Origin of the sequence: Dyella sp. LX-66 (assembly GCF_018599165.1) — a bacterium.
Lineage (GTDB): Bacteria > Pseudomonadota > Gammaproteobacteria > Xanthomonadales > Rhodanobacteraceae > Dyella_D > Dyella_D marensis.
On the sequence record NZ_JAHFVJ010000002.1, the window covers coordinates 386,170 to 404,782 of the forward strand.

At 69.3% G+C, this 18,613-nt stretch carries 15 protein-coding genes and 1 pseudogene; 13 read left to right on the plus strand and 3 right to left on the minus strand.

Annotated elements, in window-relative coordinates:
- Positions 1 to 68 precede the first annotated feature (68 nt).
- From KK141_RS05345 to KK141_RS05385, 9 genes are all read left to right on the plus strand, one after another.
- Positions 69 to 2,090 carry a hypothetical protein gene (locus KK141_RS05345; protein WP_214570343.1) on the plus strand — a complete coding sequence of 674 codons (2,022 nt, stop codon included), beginning with the start codon at positions 69 to 71 and terminating at the stop codon, positions 2,088 to 2,090.
- Between the two features lie 65 nt (positions 2,091 to 2,155).
- Entirely contained in the window at positions 2,156 to 2,767 is a 612-nt protein-coding gene (locus tag KK141_RS05350) for a YdbL family protein (protein ID WP_214570342.1), read from the plus strand.
- A gap of 77 nt (positions 2,768 to 2,844) precedes the next feature.
- On the plus strand, positions 2,845 to 4,158 hold the full coding sequence (gene rlmD, locus KK141_RS05355) for a 23S rRNA (uracil(1939)-C(5))-methyltransferase RlmD (RefSeq protein ID WP_214570341.1): 1,314 nt from the start codon (positions 2,845 to 2,847) through the stop codon (positions 4,156 to 4,158).
- Between the two features lie 4 nt (positions 4,159 to 4,162).
- Positions 4,163 to 4,690: a CYTH domain-containing protein gene (locus KK141_RS05360; RefSeq protein ID WP_214570340.1), complete on the plus strand. Its 528-nt coding sequence runs from the start codon at positions 4,163 to 4,165 to the stop codon at positions 4,688 to 4,690.
- Positions 4,690 to 5,706 carry a beta-N-acetylhexosaminidase gene (gene nagZ, locus KK141_RS05365; protein WP_214570339.1) on the plus strand — a complete coding sequence of 339 codons (1,017 nt, stop codon included), beginning with the start codon at positions 4,690 to 4,692 and terminating at the stop codon, positions 5,704 to 5,706. Before KK141_RS05360 ends, nagZ begins: the two co-directional genes overlap by 1 nt.
- Entirely contained in the window at positions 5,703 to 6,263 is a 561-nt protein-coding gene (locus KK141_RS05370; protein ID WP_214570338.1) for a hypoxanthine-guanine phosphoribosyltransferase, read from the plus strand. The genes nagZ and KK141_RS05370 overlap by 4 nt, the downstream gene beginning before the upstream one ends.
- A 20-nt stretch (positions 6,264 to 6,283) precedes the next feature.
- Positions 6,284 to 6,838 (plus strand): NADPH-dependent FMN reductase, encoded by a 555-nt coding sequence (locus tag KK141_RS05375; protein WP_214570337.1) that lies wholly within the window; start codon positions 6,284 to 6,286, stop codon positions 6,836 to 6,838.
- A 29-nt stretch (positions 6,839 to 6,867) separates the two neighbouring features.
- Positions 6,868 to 7,611 (plus strand): S-methyl-5'-thioinosine phosphorylase, encoded by a 744-nt coding sequence (locus KK141_RS05380; RefSeq protein WP_214570336.1) that lies wholly within the window; start codon positions 6,868 to 6,870, stop codon positions 7,609 to 7,611.
- Between the two features lie 162 nt (positions 7,612 to 7,773).
- Entirely contained in the window at positions 7,774 to 7,980 is a 207-nt protein-coding gene (locus KK141_RS05385) for a cold-shock protein (protein WP_049620931.1), read from the plus strand.
- A gap of 72 nt (positions 7,981 to 8,052) precedes the next feature.
- Here KK141_RS05385 and KK141_RS05390 read toward each other — a convergent pair whose 3' ends face one another.
- Positions 8,053 to 9,105, minus strand: a complete 1,053-nt coding sequence (locus KK141_RS05390; protein ID WP_214570335.1) for a LacI family DNA-binding transcriptional regulator — start codon at positions 9,103 to 9,105, stop codon at positions 8,053 to 8,055.
- Positions 9,106 to 9,470: 365 nt separating this feature from the next.
- Here KK141_RS05390 and glk point away from each other — a divergent pair, with 365 nt between their 5' ends.
- The 4 genes from glk (at position 9,471) to KK141_RS05410 (ending at position 15,434) form a co-directional block, all read left to right on the plus strand.
- On the plus strand, positions 9,471 to 10,472 hold the full coding sequence (gene glk, locus KK141_RS05395) for a glucokinase (protein WP_214570334.1): 1,002 nt from the start codon (positions 9,471 to 9,473) through the stop codon (positions 10,470 to 10,472).
- Between the two features lie 92 nt (positions 10,473 to 10,564).
- A complete protein-coding gene (locus KK141_RS05400; protein ID WP_214570333.1) occupies positions 10,565 to 13,576 on the plus strand; it encodes a TonB-dependent receptor in 3,012 nt (1,003 codons plus the stop codon).
- Between the two features lie 89 nt (positions 13,577 to 13,665).
- The gene (locus KK141_RS05405; protein ID WP_214570332.1) at positions 13,666 to 14,703 is read left to right on the plus strand and encodes a N(4)-(beta-N-acetylglucosaminyl)-L-asparaginase; all 1,038 of its coding nucleotides are present in this window, start codon (positions 13,666 to 13,668) and stop codon (positions 14,701 to 14,703) included.
- Positions 14,703 to 15,434, plus strand: coding sequence for a copper homeostasis protein CutC (locus KK141_RS05410; RefSeq protein ID WP_214570331.1), 732 nt, complete (start codon positions 14,703 to 14,705; stop codon positions 15,432 to 15,434). The genes KK141_RS05405 and KK141_RS05410 overlap by 1 nt, the downstream gene beginning before the upstream one ends.
- A gap of 105 nt (positions 15,435 to 15,539) precedes the next feature.
- Here KK141_RS05410 and KK141_RS05415 read toward each other — a convergent pair whose 3' ends face one another.
- Both KK141_RS05415 and KK141_RS05420 read right to left on the minus strand, forming a co-directional pair.
- The gene (locus tag KK141_RS05415) at positions 15,540 to 17,315 is read right to left on the minus strand and encodes an ABC transporter transmembrane domain-containing protein (RefSeq protein WP_214570330.1); all 1,776 of its coding nucleotides are present in this window, start codon (positions 17,313 to 17,315) and stop codon (positions 15,540 to 15,542) included.
- A gap of 100 nt (positions 17,316 to 17,415) precedes the next feature.
- Positions 17,416 to 18,525 (minus strand): annotated as a pseudogene (locus tag KK141_RS05420) (acyltransferase).
- Between the last annotated feature and the right edge of the window lie 88 nt (positions 18,526 to 18,613).

The following is an 18,613-nucleotide window of genomic DNA, read 5'->3' on the forward strand; positions in this document are numbered from 1 at the left end:
GCCGTTTGAGGGGGTGTTGAACATGACGAGTCCATGTCGTTCAGCTGGTTTTGGCAGAATGGCGCGACATGCGCCCGACATCAAGCCACCTTTTGTTCTATTTGTGCATCGTGTTCGGTTTCGCCGTGGCGCTGCCGGCCCGTGCGGACATCGTGCTCGAGGCCAGGCAGGTGGCGGTGCCGGGCCTGCGCCTGCAGGACGTGCAGATGCGCATCGCCGAGGACGGCAACGGCGGCCTGCAGCTCACCCTGCGCGCGGCCAAGGCGGAACTCCCGGTGCTGGGCTGGCGCCGCGTCGGGCTGGACATGCAGGGCGCGCTGTCGCGCGACCCGCACCTGCGCTGGCTGTTCGACGGCGACCTGCGCCTGGCCGGCGCGCCGGGCGGGGCCTGGAACGACGCCAAGGTCAATGTGGTGCTGGATGATGCGGCCAACACGCTGCAGGTGGACGTGAACCAGGGCAAGTCGCTGGCCAGCGCCGCGCTGCCGCTGGACCAGCCCACCCATGCGCAGATCAGCCTCAAGGGCCTGCCGGCCGGCTGGCTGCAGGGGCTGCTCGCCACCATGTGGTCCGGCCGCGCCACCGCGGGACGGTTGGATGCGGAGCTGGCGCTGGACGTGCAGAACGGCGGCGTGCAGGCCTCCGGCCAGTTCGGCCTGGCGGATCTGGGTTTCGACACGCCGTCCGGCACGCTCGCCGGCCAGCGCCTCAACGGAAGCGGCCGGCTCAACGTGGACACCAGCGGCGGCCCCGCGCGCATCGGCCTGGATGCCAGCCTGCGCGGCGGCGAACTGCTGCTCGGCCCGATCTACGCCCGCCTGCCGGACCACCCGGTGCAGCTGGGCCTGGACGCCAGCGCGCGCAACGGCGTGCTCGACTTCAGCCGCCTGCGCGTGGGCGACGCCGACGCGCTGCAACTGGACGGCTCGCTCGCCTTCGACGCCAAGGGCGAACTGCAGAAGCTCAAGCTCGACCGCTTCCAGGCCAGTTTCCCCGCCGCCTACCAGCGCTACGGCCAGGCCTGGCTCGCCACCATGGGCCTGCGCAACGCGCGTATCAGCGGCCAGCTCGCCGCCACCCTGGACATGGCCGCCGACGGATTGCGCGCATTCTCCTTCGATACCGACGGCCTCGACATCGCCGACGGCGACGGCCGCCTCGCCCTCAGCGGCGTGCGCGGCGGCATGGACTGGGCGCTGCGTGGCACGCGCCCGGCCACCACGCTGAGCTGGCGCAGCGCGCAGGTCTACCGCCTGGCGCATGGCGCGGTGCAGATGGGCTGGCAGAGCCGCGACGGCAGCCTCGGCCTGCAGAAGGCGGTGGACGTGCCGCTGCTCGGCGGGCGCCTGCACGTGGCCGACCTCGACTGGCGCCCGGCCGCGGCCAAGGGCCGGCGCCTGTCCACCTCGCTGGCGCTCACCGGCGTGGACATGGCCGCCTTCAGCCGCGCCATGGGCTGGCCGGAATTCCCCGGCACCCTGGGCGGCGCGATTCCCGCGCTGCGCTGGGTGGACGACCGCATCGAGCTCGAAGGCGGCCTGTCGATGAACGTGTTCGACGGCTTCGTCGACGTCACCCGCATGTCGCTGCAGGACCCGTTCGGCAACAGCCCGGTGCTGGCCGGCGACCTGGCCCTGCGCCAGCTGGATCTGGGCGCGATCACCAGCGTGTTCGACATCGGCAGCATCACCGGCCGCATGGACGGCAGCGTGCAGAACCTGCGCCTGGTGAACTGGAATCCGGTCTCGTTCGATGCGCGCCTGCTCGCCGGCGGCGGCGGCCGGATCAGCCAGCGCGCGGTCAACAGCCTGGTCTCGGTGGGCGGCGGTGGCATCGCCGCCGGTCTGCAGGGCGCGATGCTGCGGCTGTTCAAGAATTTCAGCTACAAGCGCATCGGCCTCAATTGCGCGCTGCAGGGCACGGTGTGCCGCATGAGCGGGCTGGACAGCGACGGCGATGGCTACACTATCGTCGAAGGCAGCGGGCTGCCGCGCCTGCAGGTAGTGGGCCACCAGACCCAGGTGGACTGGCCGACCCTGGTGCGCCGGCTCAAGTCCGCCGCCGAGAGCGGCGGCCCCGAAGTCCACTGAAGCCTGGCCTCGAACCACTTGCCCCGAACATGAAGTTCTCCCATCCCCTCCATGGAGCGTCGATCATGCGCAAGCTCGCCTACGTCCTGCTGACCTCGCTGTTCGTCGCGCTGGTCGGCTGCGTCACCATCAATGTCTACTTCCCCGAGGCCGCCGCGCAGAAGGCCGCCGACCAGTTCATCGGCACCGTGCTCGACAACGCCAAGCCGGCCAGCCAGAACAACGACGACAAGGATCAGCCCAAGCCCACCGAGAAGCCCGGCAAGCAGCCCTCGGCGATGCTGCTGGACCTGCTGATTCCGGCCGCCTATGCGGCTGACACTCCCGACGTGCGCGTGCAGACCGCCACCACCGAGGCGATCCGCGGCCGCATGCAGCAGCGCTTCCAGGGCAGCCTGGGCACGCTGTTCGACAGCGGCGCGGTGGGCTTCACCAAGGACGGCCTGGTCGCCGTGCGCGACGCCTCCAAGGTGCCGCTGAACCAGCGCGCCGAAGTCAACGCCAGCGTGGCCGACGAGAACCGCGACCGCAGCGCGCTGTATCGCGAAGTGGCCAATGCCAACGGCCATCCGGAGTGGGAAGCGCAGATCCGCGCCACCTTCGCCAAGGGCTGGATCGAGCGGGCCCGGTCCGGCTGGTATTATCAGGACCCCTCCGGCGCCTGGAAGCAGAAGTAACTCCCCGCGCGCTTCAACCTGGGTTTTTCCGCGCCGCCCGGATTGCATGATCCGGGCGCGCCTGCTTTAGGGTCACGATGAAAGAGTTCGAAGCCACCATCACCGATCTGAGCCACGACGGCCGCGGCGTCGCCCGCATCGACGGCAAGGCCGTGTTCGTCTCCGGGGCCTTGCCGGGCGAAGAGGTGCTGCTGCGCATCCGCCGCCGCCACCGCAGCTTCGACGAAGCCGAAGTGGTGGAGCTGCGCACGCGCTCGCCGCACCGCGTCGAACCGCGCTGCCGCCACTATGGCCAGTGCAGCGGCTGCGCGCTGCAGCACCTGGACGCCGAATCGCAGATCGCCGCCAAGCAACGCGTGCTGGCCGAGAACTTCGAGCGCATCGGCAAGGTGGCGCCGGCCGCGTGGCTGCCGCCGCTCACCGACCAGCCCTGGGCGTATCGCCGCAAGGGCCGCCTGTCGGTGCGCAACGTGGTGAAGAAGGGCCGCGTGCTGGTCGGCTTCCGCGAAGAAGACAACCCGCGCTTCGTCGCCGACATCGAGCAGTGCGAAGTGGTGCATCCGGCGCTGGGGCCGAAGATCGGCCTGCTCGGCGAACTGGTCGGTTCGCTGGAAGCCGCCGGCGACATCGCGCAGATCGAATTCGCCGCGGGCGACGACACCGTCGCCCTGGTGTTCCGCCATCTCAAGCCGCTGAGCGAGTCCGACCTGGCCAAGCTGACGGCCTTCGCCCAGACCCACGATTTCGCCATCTACCTGCAGCCCGGCGGCATCAGCAGCGTGCATCCGCTGTGGCCGGAGCAGCCGCGCCTGGCCTTCCGCATCGAGGCGGGCGAGGGCGTGCCGGACGTGGAGCTGGAGTTCCGTCCGCTGGACTTCGTGCAGGTCAACGCCGGCATGAACCGCCGCATGATGGCGCGCGCGCTGGAGCTGCTCGACCCGCAGCCCACCGACCGCGTGCTCGACCTGTTCTGCGGCCTGGGCAACTTCACCCTGCCGATCGCCCGCCGCGTGGCCGAGGTGGTCGGCGTGGAAGGCGAGCACGGCCTGGTCGAGCGCGCGGCGCAGAACGCCATGCGCAACGGCCTCGGCAACGCGCGCTTCGAAGTCGCCAACCTGTTCGACGACCAGCGCGATGCGCCGTGGGCGCGCCAGGCCTGGGACAAGCTGCTGCTCGATCCGCCGCGCGCCGGCGCGGACAAGGTGCTGGAGTACCTGCCGCACCGCGAAACCCAGCGCATCGTCTACGTGTCCTGCCACCCCGGCTCGCTGGCGCGCGACGCCGGCATCCTGGTGCAGAAGCACGGCTTCAAGCTCAGCGCCGCCGGCGTGATGGACATGTTCCCGCACACCGCGCACGTGGAATCCATCGCCCTGTTCGAGCGCGGCTGACGCCATGGGCGTGGAGATCGAACGCAAGTTTCTTCTGCGCGGCGACGGCTGGCGCGCTCAGGTGGGCAGCAGCGAACGCATCGCCCAGGGTTATCTGGTCGGCGCCGAAGCGCTGCGCGCGGGGCTGGCGCGCGCCTCGGTGCGCGCGCGCATCGCCGGCGAGCAGGCCTGGCTCAACATCAAGTCGGCGGAGCTGGGCATCCAGCGCGCCGAATTCGAATACCCCATTCCGGTGGCCGACGCCGAAGCCCTGCTGGCGCGCCTGTGCGGCGGCGTGCTGGAGAAGTTTCGTCACCTTGTCACCGTGGACGGCGTAACGTTCGAGATCGACGAATTCCTGGGCGACAACGCCGGCCTGGTGGTCGCCGAAGTGGAACTCGACGCGCCGGATGCGCCGTTCCCCCGTCCCGCCTGGCTGGGACGCGAGGTGAGCGCGCTGGCGCGCTACTACAACGTCAACCTGATCGAGCATCCGTACGCGCGGTGGACCGCGGCCGAACGCGCTGCCGACGACGCGGAGGAGCAAGCCTGATGCTGATGATCGGCCTGGCCGGACTGGAACTGAGCGAAGGCGAGCGCCGCCAGCTGGTGGCGCCGGGCGTGTCCGGCGTGCTGCTGTTCGCGCGCAACTTCGCCTCGCGCGAGCAGGTGAGCGCGCTGATCGAAGCGATCCGCGAGGTGGCCGGCGAAGACTTCCTCGTCGCGGTCGACCAGGAAGGCGGCCCGGTGCAGCGCTTCCGCGACGGCTTCACCCGCCTGCCGGCGCTGGCGCGCATCGGCGCGGTGTATGAGCGCAACCCCGACGAGGCGGTCCGCCTGGCCGAGGAACACGCCTGGGTGATGGCCAGCGAGATGCGCGCGATCGGCGTGGATTTCAGCTTCGCGCCGGTGGTGGACCTGGCCCGCGGCAATGCCGCCATCGGCACGCGCGCCTTCCACGCCAACCCCGCGGTGGCCGCCGAACTGGGCCAGGCCTATGTGCGCGGCATGCACCTGGGCGGCATGGCGGCGGTGCTCAAGCACTTTCCCGGGCATGGCTCGGTGGCGGTGGACACGCACAAGGCGGCGGCGGTGGATCCGCGGCCGCTGGAGCAGATCCGCCGCGAAGACCTGCACCCGTTCGCCGAAGGCATCGAGGCGCGGGTCGAGGCGGTGATGATGGCCCACGTGGTCTATCCCGCCGTTGACGCGCAGCCGGCCGGTTTCTCCACGGTGTGGATCCAGCAGGTGCTGCGCGGCGAGCTGGGCTTCCGCGGCGCGGTGATCAGCGACGACATCAGCATGGCCGCCGCCGGCGCGGCTGGTGGCGCCGCCGCGCGCGTGGCCGCGCACCTGGACGCCGGCTGCGACCTGGTGCTGGCCTGTTTCCCCGACGTGGTGGACGAGGCCATTGCCGCCGTGCAGGGCCGCGCCGCCGCCGCGCCGGAGCGCCTGGCCGCGCTGCGCGGCGCGCTGGGCGCCACCTGGGAAGGACTGACCGACAACCCGCAGCGCGAGCGTTTCATCGCGCGCATCACGGCGCTGGACGCCGAGGAAGGCAAGGCATGAGCACCGACGCGACCCGCACCATTCCCCCGTTGGCCGACGCCCTGGCCAACGCCGACCTGCTGTTCGACCGCGCCACGCTGGAAGGCGTGATCGCCGACATGGGCCGGCGCATTGACGCCGCGCTCGACGGCGAGCGCGCGGTGTTCCTCACCGTGATGAACGGCGCGCTGGTGTTCGGCGGGCACCTGGCGCTGGCGATCCGCACCGACGTCGAGTTCGACTACGTGCACGCCACCCGCTACCGCGGCGCCACCACCGGCAACGAGCTGCACTGGCTGCGCGAGCCGCTGGTGTCGCTGGTGGACCGCACCGTGCTGCTGGTCGACGACATCCTCGACGAAGGCCACACCCTCAAGGCCGTGCGCGACGACTGCTTGCGCCGCGGCGCGCGCCGCGTGCTGGTGGTCTCGCTGTGCAGCAAACAGCACGACCGCCTGGTCGAAGGCATCGCCGCCGACTTCAACGGCGTGGAGCTGCCGGACCGCTACGTGTTCGGCTTCGGCATGGACTACTACGAGCAGGGCCGCAACCTGCCGGGCATCTACGCGCTGCGTTGAGCGGCGCACAAAGGAAACGCGTGAACATTCTCGGTATCTCCGGCAGCCTGCGCGCCGCTTCGTTCAACACCGCGCTGCTGCACGCCGCGCAGGATCTCGCGCCGGACGGCATGGCCATCGGCGTGCACCGCCTGCACGACATCCCGCTGTTCGACCAGGACGTGGAAGAGCAGGGTGACCCCGCGCCGGTCAAGGCCTTGAAGGACGCGGTCGAGGCGGCCGACGGCCTGCTGCTGGCCTGCCCGGAATACAACGGCGGCATCAGCGGCGTGCTGAAGAACGCGATCGACTGGATCTCGCGGCCCGGCCACGAGCGCAAGGCCGCGGTGCTGGCCGGCAAGATCGTCTGCATCGTCGGCGCCAGCCCGGGCGCCACCGGCACCGTGCGCGCGCAGGACTCGCTGCGCCTGGTGCTGCGCCGCGCCGGCGCGCGCACCGAGCCGCAGGGCGACGTGCTGGTGTTCCAGGCGCATACCAAGATCATCGACGGGCAGCTTGCCGACGCGCGCACGCGCGAGGCGCTGGCGCGCCACCTGCAGGCTTTCGCCCACCAGCTGGCCGCGCTGCGCGGCTGATACTTCGTTCCGGAACAGGAAGACCTACCGTGACTATCGATCTGGCCGTCATCGGCGGCAGCGGCCTCTACAGCTTCCCGGGCCTGGAGAACACCACGCGCCACGGCGTCGACACGCCCTACGGCAAGACCTCGGCCGACGTGGTGATCGGCGACTTCGCCGGCAAGCGCGTGGCCTTCCTGGCGCGCCACGGCGAGGGCCACGGCGTGCCGCCGCATCGTGTCAATTACCGTGCCAATTTGTGGGCGCTGCATTCGCTCGGTGCGCGAACTGTGATCGGCGTCAATGCCGTCGGCGGCATCCGCGACGATATGGGCCCGCGCGCCATCGTGGTGCCGGACCAGGTCATCGACTACACGCACGGCCGCTACACCAGCTTCTGCGACGTCGAAGGCGCCGAGGTAAAGCACATCGACTTCAGCGAGCCGTACACCGGGGCGCTGCGCCGCCGGCTGGTGGACGCGGCGGGGCAGGCCGGCATCGCGGTGATCGACGGCGGCTGCTACGGCGCCACCCAGGGTCCGCGCCTGGAAACGCGGGCCGAGATCGCACGCATGAAGCGCGACGGCTGCGACCTGGTCGGCATGACCGGCATGCCCGAAGCCGCCCTGGCGCGCGAGCTGGAACTGGCTTACGCCTGCCTGGCCCTGGTGGCGAATTTCGCCGCCGGCTGCGGCGACGAGGCCGAGATCAGCATTGACGAAATTTTCGCGCACCTTAAGGCAGCGACCGCGGAAGTGCCCCGAATTCTGGAAGCCTTGCTCAAAGCTTGAGCAACCCGGCCTACCCCGTCCGCGCTATACGCACCCGCATATTGCGCTTTGACCTGAAACATGTTGATACTTCCGCCCGTGCCAGGGGCGGCGAACCAAGGGGTTGTGGTGGTTCTGCAGGAAGCCATGGTGCATCCAATCCATGATTCAGAGGTTCACGCAATGCGTTTCGGTACGGTCAAGTGGTTCAACGACGCCAAGGGCTTTGGTTTTATCGCGCCTGAGGACGGTGGGGAGGACGTGTTCGTCCACTTTTCGGCGATCAACTCCAAGGGCTTTCGCAGCCTGCAGGAAGGCCAGCGCGTGAAGTTCGAAGTGACTCAGGGCCCGAAGGGTGCCCAGGCTTCGGGCGTCGAGATCGCAGGCTGATCCGCCGCGCCGGCGTTGCGTCGGCCACCGGTTAGATAGAAAGAATCCCGCATCGCAAGATGCGGGATTTTTTTATGCGCCGGCCGCGGCTGGCGCGCGGCGTTCCGCCCGCGGCGGCGCGGTGGAGCCGCGGATCACCAGCTCCGGCACGAAGCGCTCGCTGCCGGGCAGGGAGCCCTTCTGCAGCTGCTCCAGCAGGCGCGAGGCCGCATGCCGGCCGATCTCGCTGGTCGACTGGCTGGCGGTGGTGAGCGCGGGCCAGGCCTGGCGCGAGAACGGGTTGTCCTCGAAGCCGGCGATGGAGAGGTCCCACGGCACGTCCAGTCCCGCCGAGCGCGCGGCGGCGAGCGCGCCGGCGGCGATCTCGTCGTTGCTGCCGAAGATCGCGCTGGGCGCGTCCTTGCCGGCCAGCAGCTTGCGCGCGCGGCGGAAGCCGTCCTCGAAGGTGTAGGTGCCTTCGAGCACGTATTTCTTGCGCACGGGAATGCCGTGCTCCTTCATCGCGTCCGCATAGCCCTCGTAGCGCTCCGGGCTGGAACGGTAGTGCGGGTCGCCCCACAGGAAGGCGATGGCGGTGTGGCCGAGCTGGATCAGGTAGGCGGTGATCGCGTACGCCGCCTTGTGGTCGTCGACGTAGACGCAGGGCGCGCCGTCCTTCGGGTCGCCGCGCGCGGCGATGATCCGCGCATAGGCCACGTCGTTGGCCTTGAGCTTGGCCAGCAGGCGGGCGTTCTCCGACATCGGCGGGGTCAGCACCAGCCCGGCCAGCCGCGCGTTCTTGGCCAGCAGCGACAGCTCGTCCACCCATCGCGGCGAGCGCGGGTCGCAGGGATAGATCAGCAGCTCGTAGCCGCGCTCGCGGCAGGCGCCGAGCACGCCGTTCTGCAGGCTGAGGATGTAGTTGGCGTTGGGGTTGTCGTCGTAGACCAGGGCGATGGTGAACGAGCGGGTGCCGCGCAGGCTGCGCGCGGTGGCGTCGGGGCGGTAGTGCAGGGTCTCGATCGCGCGGCGCACCTTCTGCACGGTGTCGGCATGCACGGTCGGCTCGAGATTGATCACGCGCGACACCGTCATGGGCGACACGCCGGCAAGGCTGGCGACGTCTTTGATCGTAGGCCTACGCAACGCAACGCTCCCCCTGGCGGCGACGTTCCATCCTAGCCCAAGCAACGGGGTGCGGGCGACGCGACTTCCGTTCTATGCAGGGATCGCAGGTAGCGTTACCACGAATGAAGCAAATCGAATCGATGTTCGCGCCATGCGGCGGGGCGGCAAGGATTGCGCCCCAAGCCGCCATCGCCAGCCCGCGATGGCGCATTACTCCATATATATAAGGAGTAAGCGACGAGCGCAGATGCTTGTGACCCAGCGCACGGCCGAACCCCGACCGTATCTCCAGCAACCATTGATAACGTTACCATTCCGCCTTAGCATCGATCCGATGACAGCGACACGGCACCGCCGTGTCGGGGCAATGACGGGGAGCATCGATGCAGGATCGTGCGTGGGGAGCCGTGGCGACTGAGCCGCGGGTCATGCTGGCGGCGGACGTGGGTGGCACGCATGCGCGCATCGGCCTGGTCGATGCCGCGGCGCCGGCCGGCGCCGGCGGCGTGCTGGCCTATGAACGCTACGCGGGCGCCGACTGGCCGGGCCTGGCCGAGATCCTCGCCGACTTCCTCGCCCGCCATCCCGGCCATGCCGTGGACGAAGCCGCCATCGCCGTCGCCGGCTACGTGCGCGATGGCGAACTGGTGGCCGAGAACCTGCGCTGGCCCGTGCGCCTGGCCGAGCTGCGCGAACGCCTGCGCCTGCGCAGCCTGCGCGTGGTCAACGATTTCGAGGCGCTGGCCTACGCCACGCAATACCTCGGCGCCGACGAAAGCCTGGCGGTGATCGACGCGCCTGCCGCCGCCGGCCCCGTCGCGGTGGTCGGCCCCGGCACAGGCCTGGGCTGCGCACTGCTGCTGCCGGATGGGAACGGCGCCACCGTGCTGCCCAGCGAAGGCGGCCACGTGGCGCTGGCGCCGGGCAACGAACGCGAGATGGCGCTGCTGCAACTGCTCGGCCGCGGCCGCGACTACGTGCACACCGGCCACGCGCTGTCCGGCCCGGGCCTGGTCAATCTCTACCGCGCCGTCGCCGAACTGGACGGGCTGCCCGCCATCCACACACAGCCCGAACAGATCAGCGCCGCCGCACTCGAAGGCGGCGATGCGCTCGCGCTGGACACCCTGCACATCTTCTGCGCCATGCTCGGCGGTTTCGTCGGCGACCTGGCCGTGCTGTTCAAGGCCTCCGGCGGCGTCTACCTGGCCGGCGGCATCCTGCCGCAACTGCGCGAGTTCCTGCCGCGCAGCGCGTTCCGCGAACGCTTCTTCAACAAGGGTGTGATGCGCGAGTTCCTCGCCGGCGTACCCGTGCGGCTGATCGAACACGGCCGCCTGGGCGTGCTGGGCGCGGCCGGCCTGGCCGCGCGCGACGAGGTTTGAAAGGCGCGGGCCCGGCGCCCGCGCAGGGAAGCAAGCCCGCCGCCGATCGCGCGGACGGGACCTGACAACAACATTCATTGGGAGGTGAAGGCATGTTGGCAAGCAAGCATCGGGGACATGAGCTGTCCCGCAATATCCTGGCGTGCGTGCTGGGCCTGGCCCTGAGCGGCACGGTTTTCGCGCAGGCGACCACCGGTTCGATCTTCGGCAACGTCGGCGGCGATGCCGCCGGCAGCACGGTGATCGTGCAGGGCGACAACGGCGTGTCGCGCCGCATCCCGGTCGGCGCGGACGGCCGCTACCAGGCCGGCGCGCTGCCGGTGGGCAACTACAAGGTGATGCTGGAACGGCAGGGCGCCGTGGTGGCCACGCGCGACCAGGTCTCGCTGCGCGTCAGCAGCGGCACCCAGGTCGATTTCGCCGGCGCCGCGGCGGGCGCCACCAATCTGCAAGGCGTGCAGGTCACCGCCAGCGCGTTGCCGCCGATCGACGTGAGCAGCGTGGATTCGCGCACCGTGATCACCGCGCAGCAGCTGGACGCGCTGCCGCTGTCGCGCACCGCCGAGGACATCGCCCTGCTGGCGCCGGGCACGGTCACTTCCGGCTCCAACTTCACCAGCCGCATCGGCGGCGGCGGCGACCTGGTCTCCTTCGGCGGCGCGTCCGGCGCGGAGAACGCGTACTACATCAACGGCTTCAACACGACCGACCCGTACAAGGGCCAGGGTGCGCTGCAGCTGCCCTACGGTGCGATCGACCAGCAGGAAGTGCTGACCGGCGGCTACAGCTCGATGTATGGCCGCTCCGACGGCGGCGTGCTGAGCCAGGTGGGCAAGAGCGGCACCAACGAATGGCATTTCGGCGCGCAGGCGCAGTGGACGCCGCGCTCGCTGATGTCCTCGCCGGACGACATCGTCTACGCGCGCAACCGCTACGCCGGCAAGCTGTACCAGTACCGCCAGGACGACAAATCCTGGCGCACCACCTACAGCGCCTACGTCGGCGGCCCGCTGATCAAGGACCGCCTGTACTTCTTCGTCGCCGCCGAGGCCGACAAGGAGCAGGGCAGCAACACCTCCACCAGCGACGCCAGCAGCCCCTCGCGCAGCAACTACACCTACCGCACGCCGAAGTGGTACGCCAAGCTCAACTGGAACATCACCGACAACCACCTGCTCGAACTCACCGGCATCCAGAGCGAGCAGCACGGCTCCGGCAGCAACTACGCGTTCGATTACGGCACCCACCGCGCCGGCGCTTTCCAGTCGTACTCCGACCGCACCAAGACCGGCGGCGATGCCTACATCATCAAGTACACCGGCTATCTCACCGACACCATCACGCTGAGCGCGATGTACGGCAAGATGCGCCTGCACGATTATTCGGCGCCGGTCAGCTACGACCCGAACCTGCCGTACCTGCAGAACATCCAGGACCAGAACCTCGCGCTCACCGGCGGCCGCCCGATCGGCAATACGCAGTCGACGTTCTCGGTGCCGGCGCCCACCCAGGGTTCGCAGAACACCAACCTGCGCATCGACCTGGAATGGCGCCTGGGCGACCACAAGCTCAATGTCGGCATCGACGACCAGACCCCGCGCACCATCGACCAGGGCAGCAACAGCCTGACCTGGACCTATGCGCACAACAACGACGCCACCGCCCCGGTCGACCCGGCCAACGGCATCGGCGCGCCGGGCGGCAACGGCTACTACGTGATGAAGGAAGTGGTCACCGGCGCGGCCGGCGTGAAAACGGTGGAGCACGCGCAGTACATCGAAGACACCTGGCAGGTGACCGACCGCTTCCTGCTCAACGTCGGCCTGCGCAACGACGCCTTCGCCAACTACAACAACAGCGGGCAGAAATTCACCTCGCAGAACCGCAACTGGTCGCCGCGCCTGGGCTTCAGCTGGGACGTGTACGGCGACGCCAGCCTGAAGGTCTACGGCAACGCCGGCCGCTACTACCTGGCGATCAACAATAACACCGCGTACGACGGCGCCACCGGCTATGCGTGGAACCGCAGCTATTACACCTATACCGGCATCGACTCCAACGGCATGCCCACCGGCCTGACGCCGTTCGGCTACTACGACGTCAACGGCCACACCGGCCAGGCGCCCGATCCGCGCACGGTGGCTTCCACCAACCTGGGCGCCGAATACCAGGACGAGTTCATCCTGGGCGCCACCAAGGCGATCACGCCGGAGTGGATCACCGGCGTGAAGGGCACCTTCCGCGTGCTGCGGCAGATCTCCGACGACGTCTGCGACAGCTCCAACCAGCTCATCGCCAAGACCAAGGCGATGTACAACCTCACCGACGACCAGATCACCGCCAACCGAGGCGCCTGCTACATCTTCAATCCCGGCAAGACCAATGACTTCGACGTGCTCACCACGCAGGGCTACGTGCGCGTGCCGATGAGCAATGGCGACTGGGGCTTCGCGCAGGGGCCGAAGCGCAAGTACTACGCGCTGGAGGCCTTCCTGGAGCATCCGCTGGGCAAGGACAACTGGGGCGGCCGCATCAGCTACGTGTTCTCGCGCAGCTACGGCAACTCCGAAGGCCTGCTGCAGGTGTCGCGCGGCAACGACTCGGTGGGCGTGACCCAGGATTGGGATAACTCGTACGTGATGGACCGCGCCAACGGCGTGCTCGGCAACAACCGCACGCACCAGATCAAAGCCTACGGCGTGTACCGCATCTCGCCGGAATGGATGGTCTCCGGCGTAGCCAACCTGTCCTCTGGCGGCCCGCACAACTGCCTGGGCTTCTACGGCACCGACCAGTCCCAGCCCGACGGCTACGGCTCGTACTACCACTGGTGCAACGGCAAGCCCTCGGTGCCCGGTTCGATGGGCGACCTGCCGTGGACTTACCGCGTCGACCTCAACGTTACCTACCGCCCGGCCTTCGCGGACCACAAGCTGGCGTTCAACGTGAGCGTCTTCAATGTGCTCAACCAGCAGCGTCCGGTGGTGCTGTACACGCGCTACAACAGCAGCAATACGCCGGACAAGCTCAACGACCTGTACGACACGGTCAAGGTGATGGAGTCGCCGCGCTACGTGCGTTTCGGCGTCAGCTACGACTTCTGATCGGTAAAGTCCTGCGGCCGGCTGATGCCGGCTGCAGGCGTTCGCCTGTACTCTCGGGCGACCTTTTTTCCTCTGCCTGGAGACGCCCGATGGCCGACCGCCGCCGCTTTCTCAAGACCGCAGCACTGGGCGTCACCGCCGCGGCGCTGGCTTCCCGCATCGCGCCGGCCTCGGCCGAGGCCAAGACCAAGAGCAAGACCGGCGGCGTCAGCGGCGGCCGCAAGCCGCGGGTGATCTCCACCTGGGACTTCGGCGTGCCCGCCAACCTCGCCGCCTGGGCCGTGCTGGCCAAGGGCGGCCGTGCGCTGGATGCGGTGGAAGCCGGCGTGATGATCCCGGAGGCGGATCTCAAGAATCACAGCGTGGGCCGCGCCGGCTATCCGGACCGCGACGGCCACGTCAGCCTCGACGCCAGCATCATGGACGGCAACGGCAGCTGCGGCGCGGTCGCCGCGCTGGAAGGCATCGCCCACCCGATCCAGGTCGCGCGCCGCGTGATGGAGCGCACCCCGCACGTGCTGCTGGTGGGCGAGGGCGCGCAACAGTTTGCGATCGAGCAGGGCTTCAAGAAGGAAAAGCTGCTCACGCCGGAATCGGAAAAAGCCTGGCACGAGTGGCTGAAGACCGCCCACTACCAGCCCAGCGCCAACAGCGAAGTGCACGACTACGGCAAGGGCGCCGGCGGCAAGGACAACCACGACACCATCGGCATGCTCGCCATCGACGCGCAGGGCCGCCTGGCCGGCGCCTGCACCACCAGCGGCATGGCCTGGAAACTGCGCGGCCGCGTCGGCGACAGCCCGATCATCGGCGCCGGCCTGTATGTCGACGGCGACGTCGGCGGCGCCACCTCCACCGGCGTGGGCGAGGAAGTGATCCGCAACGCCGGCAGCTTCCTGGTGGTGGAACTGATGCGCCAGGGCCGCTCGCCGCAGCAGGCCTGCGAGGAAGCGGTGATGCGCATCGTCAAGAAGCGCCCGCAGGCTTCGAAGGATCTGCAGGTGGGCTTCCTCGCCATCAACCGCGAGGGCGAAGTCGGCGCGTTCGCGATCCAGTCCGGTTTCAGCTACGCCGTATGCGACGGCGGCAAGCAGGACGCGCTGTTCCCGTCCAAGAGCGTGTACTGATGGCCGGCCGCTGCCTGCTCGAAGTGGCGGCCAATTCGGTCGCCTCCGCGCAGGCCGCGCAGGAGGGCGGCGCGGGGCGCGTGGAGCTGTGCACCGGCCTGGAACTGGGCGGCCTCACGCCGTCCGCCGGCCTGATCGCGATGGTGCGCGAGCGCCTGCATATTCCGCTGTATGTGCTGGTGCGCCCGCGTGCGGGCGACTTTCTCTACAGCGACGTCGAATGCGACATGATGCAGCGTGATATCGAAACCTGCGCCGCGCTGGGTTGCGACGGCGTGGTAATCGGCGTGCTCGATGCCGATGGCCGCGTCGACAGCGAACGCTGCAAGCCGCTGATGCGCGCGGCCGGCGGGATGGGCGTGACCTTCCATCGCGCGTTCGATCTCACCGCGGATCCGGAGCAGGCACTGGAAGACCTGATCGCGCTCGGTTGCGAGCGCGTGCTGACTTCAGGCGCACGAGCCAGTGCGATGGAGGGCGCGCCCTTGATCCGGCGGCTGGTGCAGCGGGCGGATGGCTGCATCGCGGTGATGCCGGGAGCGGGCGTGACGGCGCAGAACATTGCGGCGCTGGCGGAAGCGACTGGCGCCACCGAACTGCATGCATCGGCCAAGCGCCAGCTGCCTTCCGGCATGCGGCACCGGCGTCCGGAATTGCACGATATGGAAGGCGGCGAGATCCGCAGCGATGTGGAGCAGGTGCGGGCGCTGGTCGCAGCCCTGAATGCGTAGGTTGGGGTGAGCCGGAGGCGAACCCCAACAATACGATGCGCCTGATGCTGCTGGTGTTGGGGTTCGCCTGCGGCTCACCCCAACCTACGCCAGCGTGAGATCGGTTCAGGCGGCGAACTGCAGCTTCGCCAGCTCCGCATACAGCCCACCTTCCGCCAGCAAGCTCTCATGCGTCCCCTGCGCCACGATGCGCCCGCCATCCATCACCACGATGCGGTCGGCGCGCTGCACGGTGGCCAGGCGATGCGCGATCACCAGCGTGGTGCGTCCCTTCTCCAGCCGCTCCAGCGCCTGCTGGATCGCCGCCTCCGACTGCGCATCCAGCGCCGAAGTCGCCTCGTCCAGCAACAGCAGCGGCGCGTCGCGCAGGATCGCGCGCGCGATCGCCACGCGCTGGCGCTGTCCGCCCGACAGGCGCACGCCGCGCTCGCCCAGCTCCGAGCCATAGCCGCCATCCAGCGCGCTGATGAACTCGTGCGCCTCGGCCGCGCGCGCGGCGTCGCGCACTTCGTCGTCGCTGGCGTCCTGGCGGCCGAAGCGGATGTTGTCGGCGGCGGTGCCGCTGAAGATCACCGTTTCCTGCGGCACCAGGGCGATGGCGCCGCGCAGGTCCGGCAGCGCCAGGGCGCGCAGGTCGACGCCGTCGAGCGTGATGCGGCCGCCCTGCGGATCGTAGAAGCGCAGCAGCAGGGCCAGCACCGTGCTCTTGCCGGCGCCGGAAGGGCCGACCAGGGCCACCGTCTCGCCGGGGCGGATGCGCAGTTCGAAATCGTGTAGCGCCGGGGCGTCCGGGCGGCTGGGATAGTGGAAGGCCACGCGCTCGAAATGCAGCGCGCCGCTCACCGGCTTGGGCAGCGGCTGGGGCTGCGCGGGGCTGGTCACTTCGGCGCGCTCGCCGAGCAGTTCGCCGATGCGCTCCATCGCGCCCGCAGCGCGCAGCACGTCGCCCCACACTTCGGACAGGCCGGCCACCGAGCCGGCGGCGAAGATCGCATACAGCACGAACTGGCTGAGCAGGCCGGGGGTGAGGTCGCCGGCGAGCACGTCGCGCGCGCCGATCCACAGCACCAGGGTGATCGCGCCGAACATCAGCACGATCACCGCCGCGGTCAGCAGCGAACGCGTGCCGATGCGCTTGCGCGCGGTGGCCAGGGCGCGGGTGATGGCGCTGCCGTAGCGCGTGCTCTCGATGTCCTCGCGCGCATAGGCCTTCACCGCGGGCGCGGCGTTGAGCGTTTCGTTGGCGATCGCGGCGGCATCGGCCAGGCGGTCCTGGCTGGCGCGCGAGAGTTTGCGCACGCGGCGGCCGAACACCAGGATCGGCAGCATCATCGCGGGGATCACCAGGGCGGTGAAGCCGGCCAGGCGCGGGATGGTCCACACCATCGCCACCACCGCGCCGACCAGGGTGACCATGCTGCGCAAGGCCACCGAGATGCCCGAGCCGATCAGCGCCTGCACCACTTCGGTGTCGGTGCCCAGGCGGGAAATCAGTTCACCGACGCGGCTGCGCTCGAAGAAGCCCACATCCAGGCGGATCACGTGCGAATACAGCTTGGCGCGCATCGAGGCCAGCGCGCGCTCGCCCAGCAGGGTGATGCAGAAGTAGCGCGCCGCGGTGGACGCCGCCAGCACCAGCGCCACGCCGAACAGGCCCAGGAAGGTGAGGTTGATGGTGGCGGCGTTGGACGCGCCAAAGCCCTGGTCGATCATGTGGCGCACCGCCATCGGCAGCACCAGGGTGGAACCGGAGGAGATCGCCAGGAACACCAGCCAGCCGATCGCCAGTGCGCGATGCGGCTTGAGGAAGGGCCAGAGCTGGCGCAGCGCGCCGAGCCGGCGCTTGGGGGAGGAGTCGTTCGCCTGGGGTTCTTCGCTCATGGGCTTCGCCGGGTCTGGACCGGTGGGACATGGGGGTCCGGATCGGCGATTCAATCACATGCCCATGGCAAAAAGGGTGATGCTGCGACAACGTCGACGCTCAGGCCCCGGCCGACGTCGGCGCCAGTACCGGCCGCGCAGCAGGGCGGCGCTGCAGGCGGTCGCGCAGGCGCAGGAACGGCGCTTCCACCGCGTAGTGCAGCAGCGCGCCGCCAGCCAGCGTGCAGGCCGCATAGAGGGCAAACGCGCTCACGCCCTGAATCGACGGATGCGCGGCAAGCCAGCTCTGCACCGCGTGAAATACCAGCTTGTGATCGAGATAGAGGCTGTACGAGACCAGCGCCAGCCAGCCCATGCCGGGCACGCGATGGCGGCCCAGCCAGCAGGCCGGGCTGGTGGCCGCGGCCACGATCAGGGCCAGGCCCCAGGAAAGCAGCGGATAGCCGAGCACCGAGGCGAGCATGCCGGCGCGGTCCTGGAAGATCGCCAGCGCGATGCTGGTAAGCACGAGGCCCGCGAGCAGCGCGATGTTCGCGCGGGCCTGCAGCGCGGCCCACAAGGCCGGACGGTAGGCCTGCATGGTGGCGAGCACGACGCCGGCGAGCAGTCCGTCGAGCCGGTTCCAGGTCGGGTAGTAGATCACCTCGACGAACGGCCGCTCGCCCATATGCAGCCACAGCCAGCCGCGCAGCGCCATGCCGCCGGCCAGCAGCAACACGCACAGCGCCACGAATGTGCGCAGCGAACCGCGCCGCGCCACCCACCAGGCCAGCAGCGGGAACAGCAGGTAGAAATGTTCTTCCACGCACAGCGACCACACATGCGAGAACGCCTGGTTGTGCCGGTAGTCGATCAGGAAGTTGACCGTGTAGCTGAGGAACTGCCACAACGGCTGGATGCCCGGCGCCTCGCGCATGGAAGGAAACGCGAAGTACACCGCCAGCACGGCGAAAAAGGCCGGCATGGTGCGCAGCGCGCGGCGCAGATAGAAGCGCCCGAACGCGGGCGGCCTGCCGTTGGCCAGGGGTTTGAGCCACTGCGAACCGATCAGATAGCCGCTGAGCACGAAGAACAGATCCACGCCGGCCCAGCCGTTGTTTTCCAGTCAGCTCCACGAGTCGCCGAGGCCGCCGACGATGTAGGAATGGAACAGCATCACCCACACGATGGCGATGGCGCGCAGCAGGTCGAGGCCGGGCAGGCGGTGCATGGCTGGAATCAGTCCCTTGAAACACGGCAGGCGAAGCGCGCGATTGTGCGAAGCGCAGATGGCGGCGGCAAGCGATGGGGTGTGGCGT

What these genes read in the sequence shown, in the direction of transcription:
- KK141_RS05345 (WP_214570343.1), top strand. Translation starts at nt 69, where the DNA reads ATGCGCCCGACATCAAGCCACCTTTTGTTCTATTTGTGCATCGTGTTC.
- KK141_RS05350 (WP_214570342.1), top strand. Translation starts at nt 2,156, where the DNA reads ATGCGCAAGCTCGCCTACGTCCTGCTGACCTCGCTGTTCGTCGCGCTG.
- rlmD (WP_214570341.1), top strand. Translation starts at nt 2,845, where the DNA reads ATGAAAGAGTTCGAAGCCACCATCACCGATCTGAGCCACGACGGCCGC.
- KK141_RS05360 (WP_214570340.1), top strand. Translation starts at nt 4,163, where the DNA reads ATGGGCGTGGAGATCGAACGCAAGTTTCTTCTGCGCGGCGACGGCTGG.
- nagZ (WP_214570339.1), top strand. Translation starts at nt 4,690, where the DNA reads ATGCTGATGATCGGCCTGGCCGGACTGGAACTGAGCGAAGGCGAGCGC.
- KK141_RS05370 (WP_214570338.1), top strand. Translation starts at nt 5,703, where the DNA reads ATGAGCACCGACGCGACCCGCACCATTCCCCCGTTGGCCGACGCCCTG.
- KK141_RS05385 (WP_049620931.1), top strand. Translation starts at nt 7,774, where the DNA reads ATGCGTTTCGGTACGGTCAAGTGGTTCAACGACGCCAAGGGCTTTGGT.
- glk (WP_214570334.1), top strand. Translation starts at nt 9,471, where the DNA reads ATGCAGGATCGTGCGTGGGGAGCCGTGGCGACTGAGCCGCGGGTCATG.
- KK141_RS05400 (WP_214570333.1), top strand. Translation starts at nt 10,565, where the DNA reads ATGTTGGCAAGCAAGCATCGGGGACATGAGCTGTCCCGCAATATCCTG.
- KK141_RS05405 (WP_214570332.1), top strand. Translation starts at nt 13,666, where the DNA reads ATGGCCGACCGCCGCCGCTTTCTCAAGACCGCAGCACTGGGCGTCACC.
- KK141_RS05410 (WP_214570331.1), top strand. Translation starts at nt 14,703, where the DNA reads ATGGCCGGCCGCTGCCTGCTCGAAGTGGCGGCCAATTCGGTCGCCTCC.
- KK141_RS05415 (WP_214570330.1), bottom strand. Translation starts at nt 17,315, where the DNA reads ATGAGCGAAGAACCCCAGGCGAACGACTCCTCCCCCAAGCGCCGGCTC.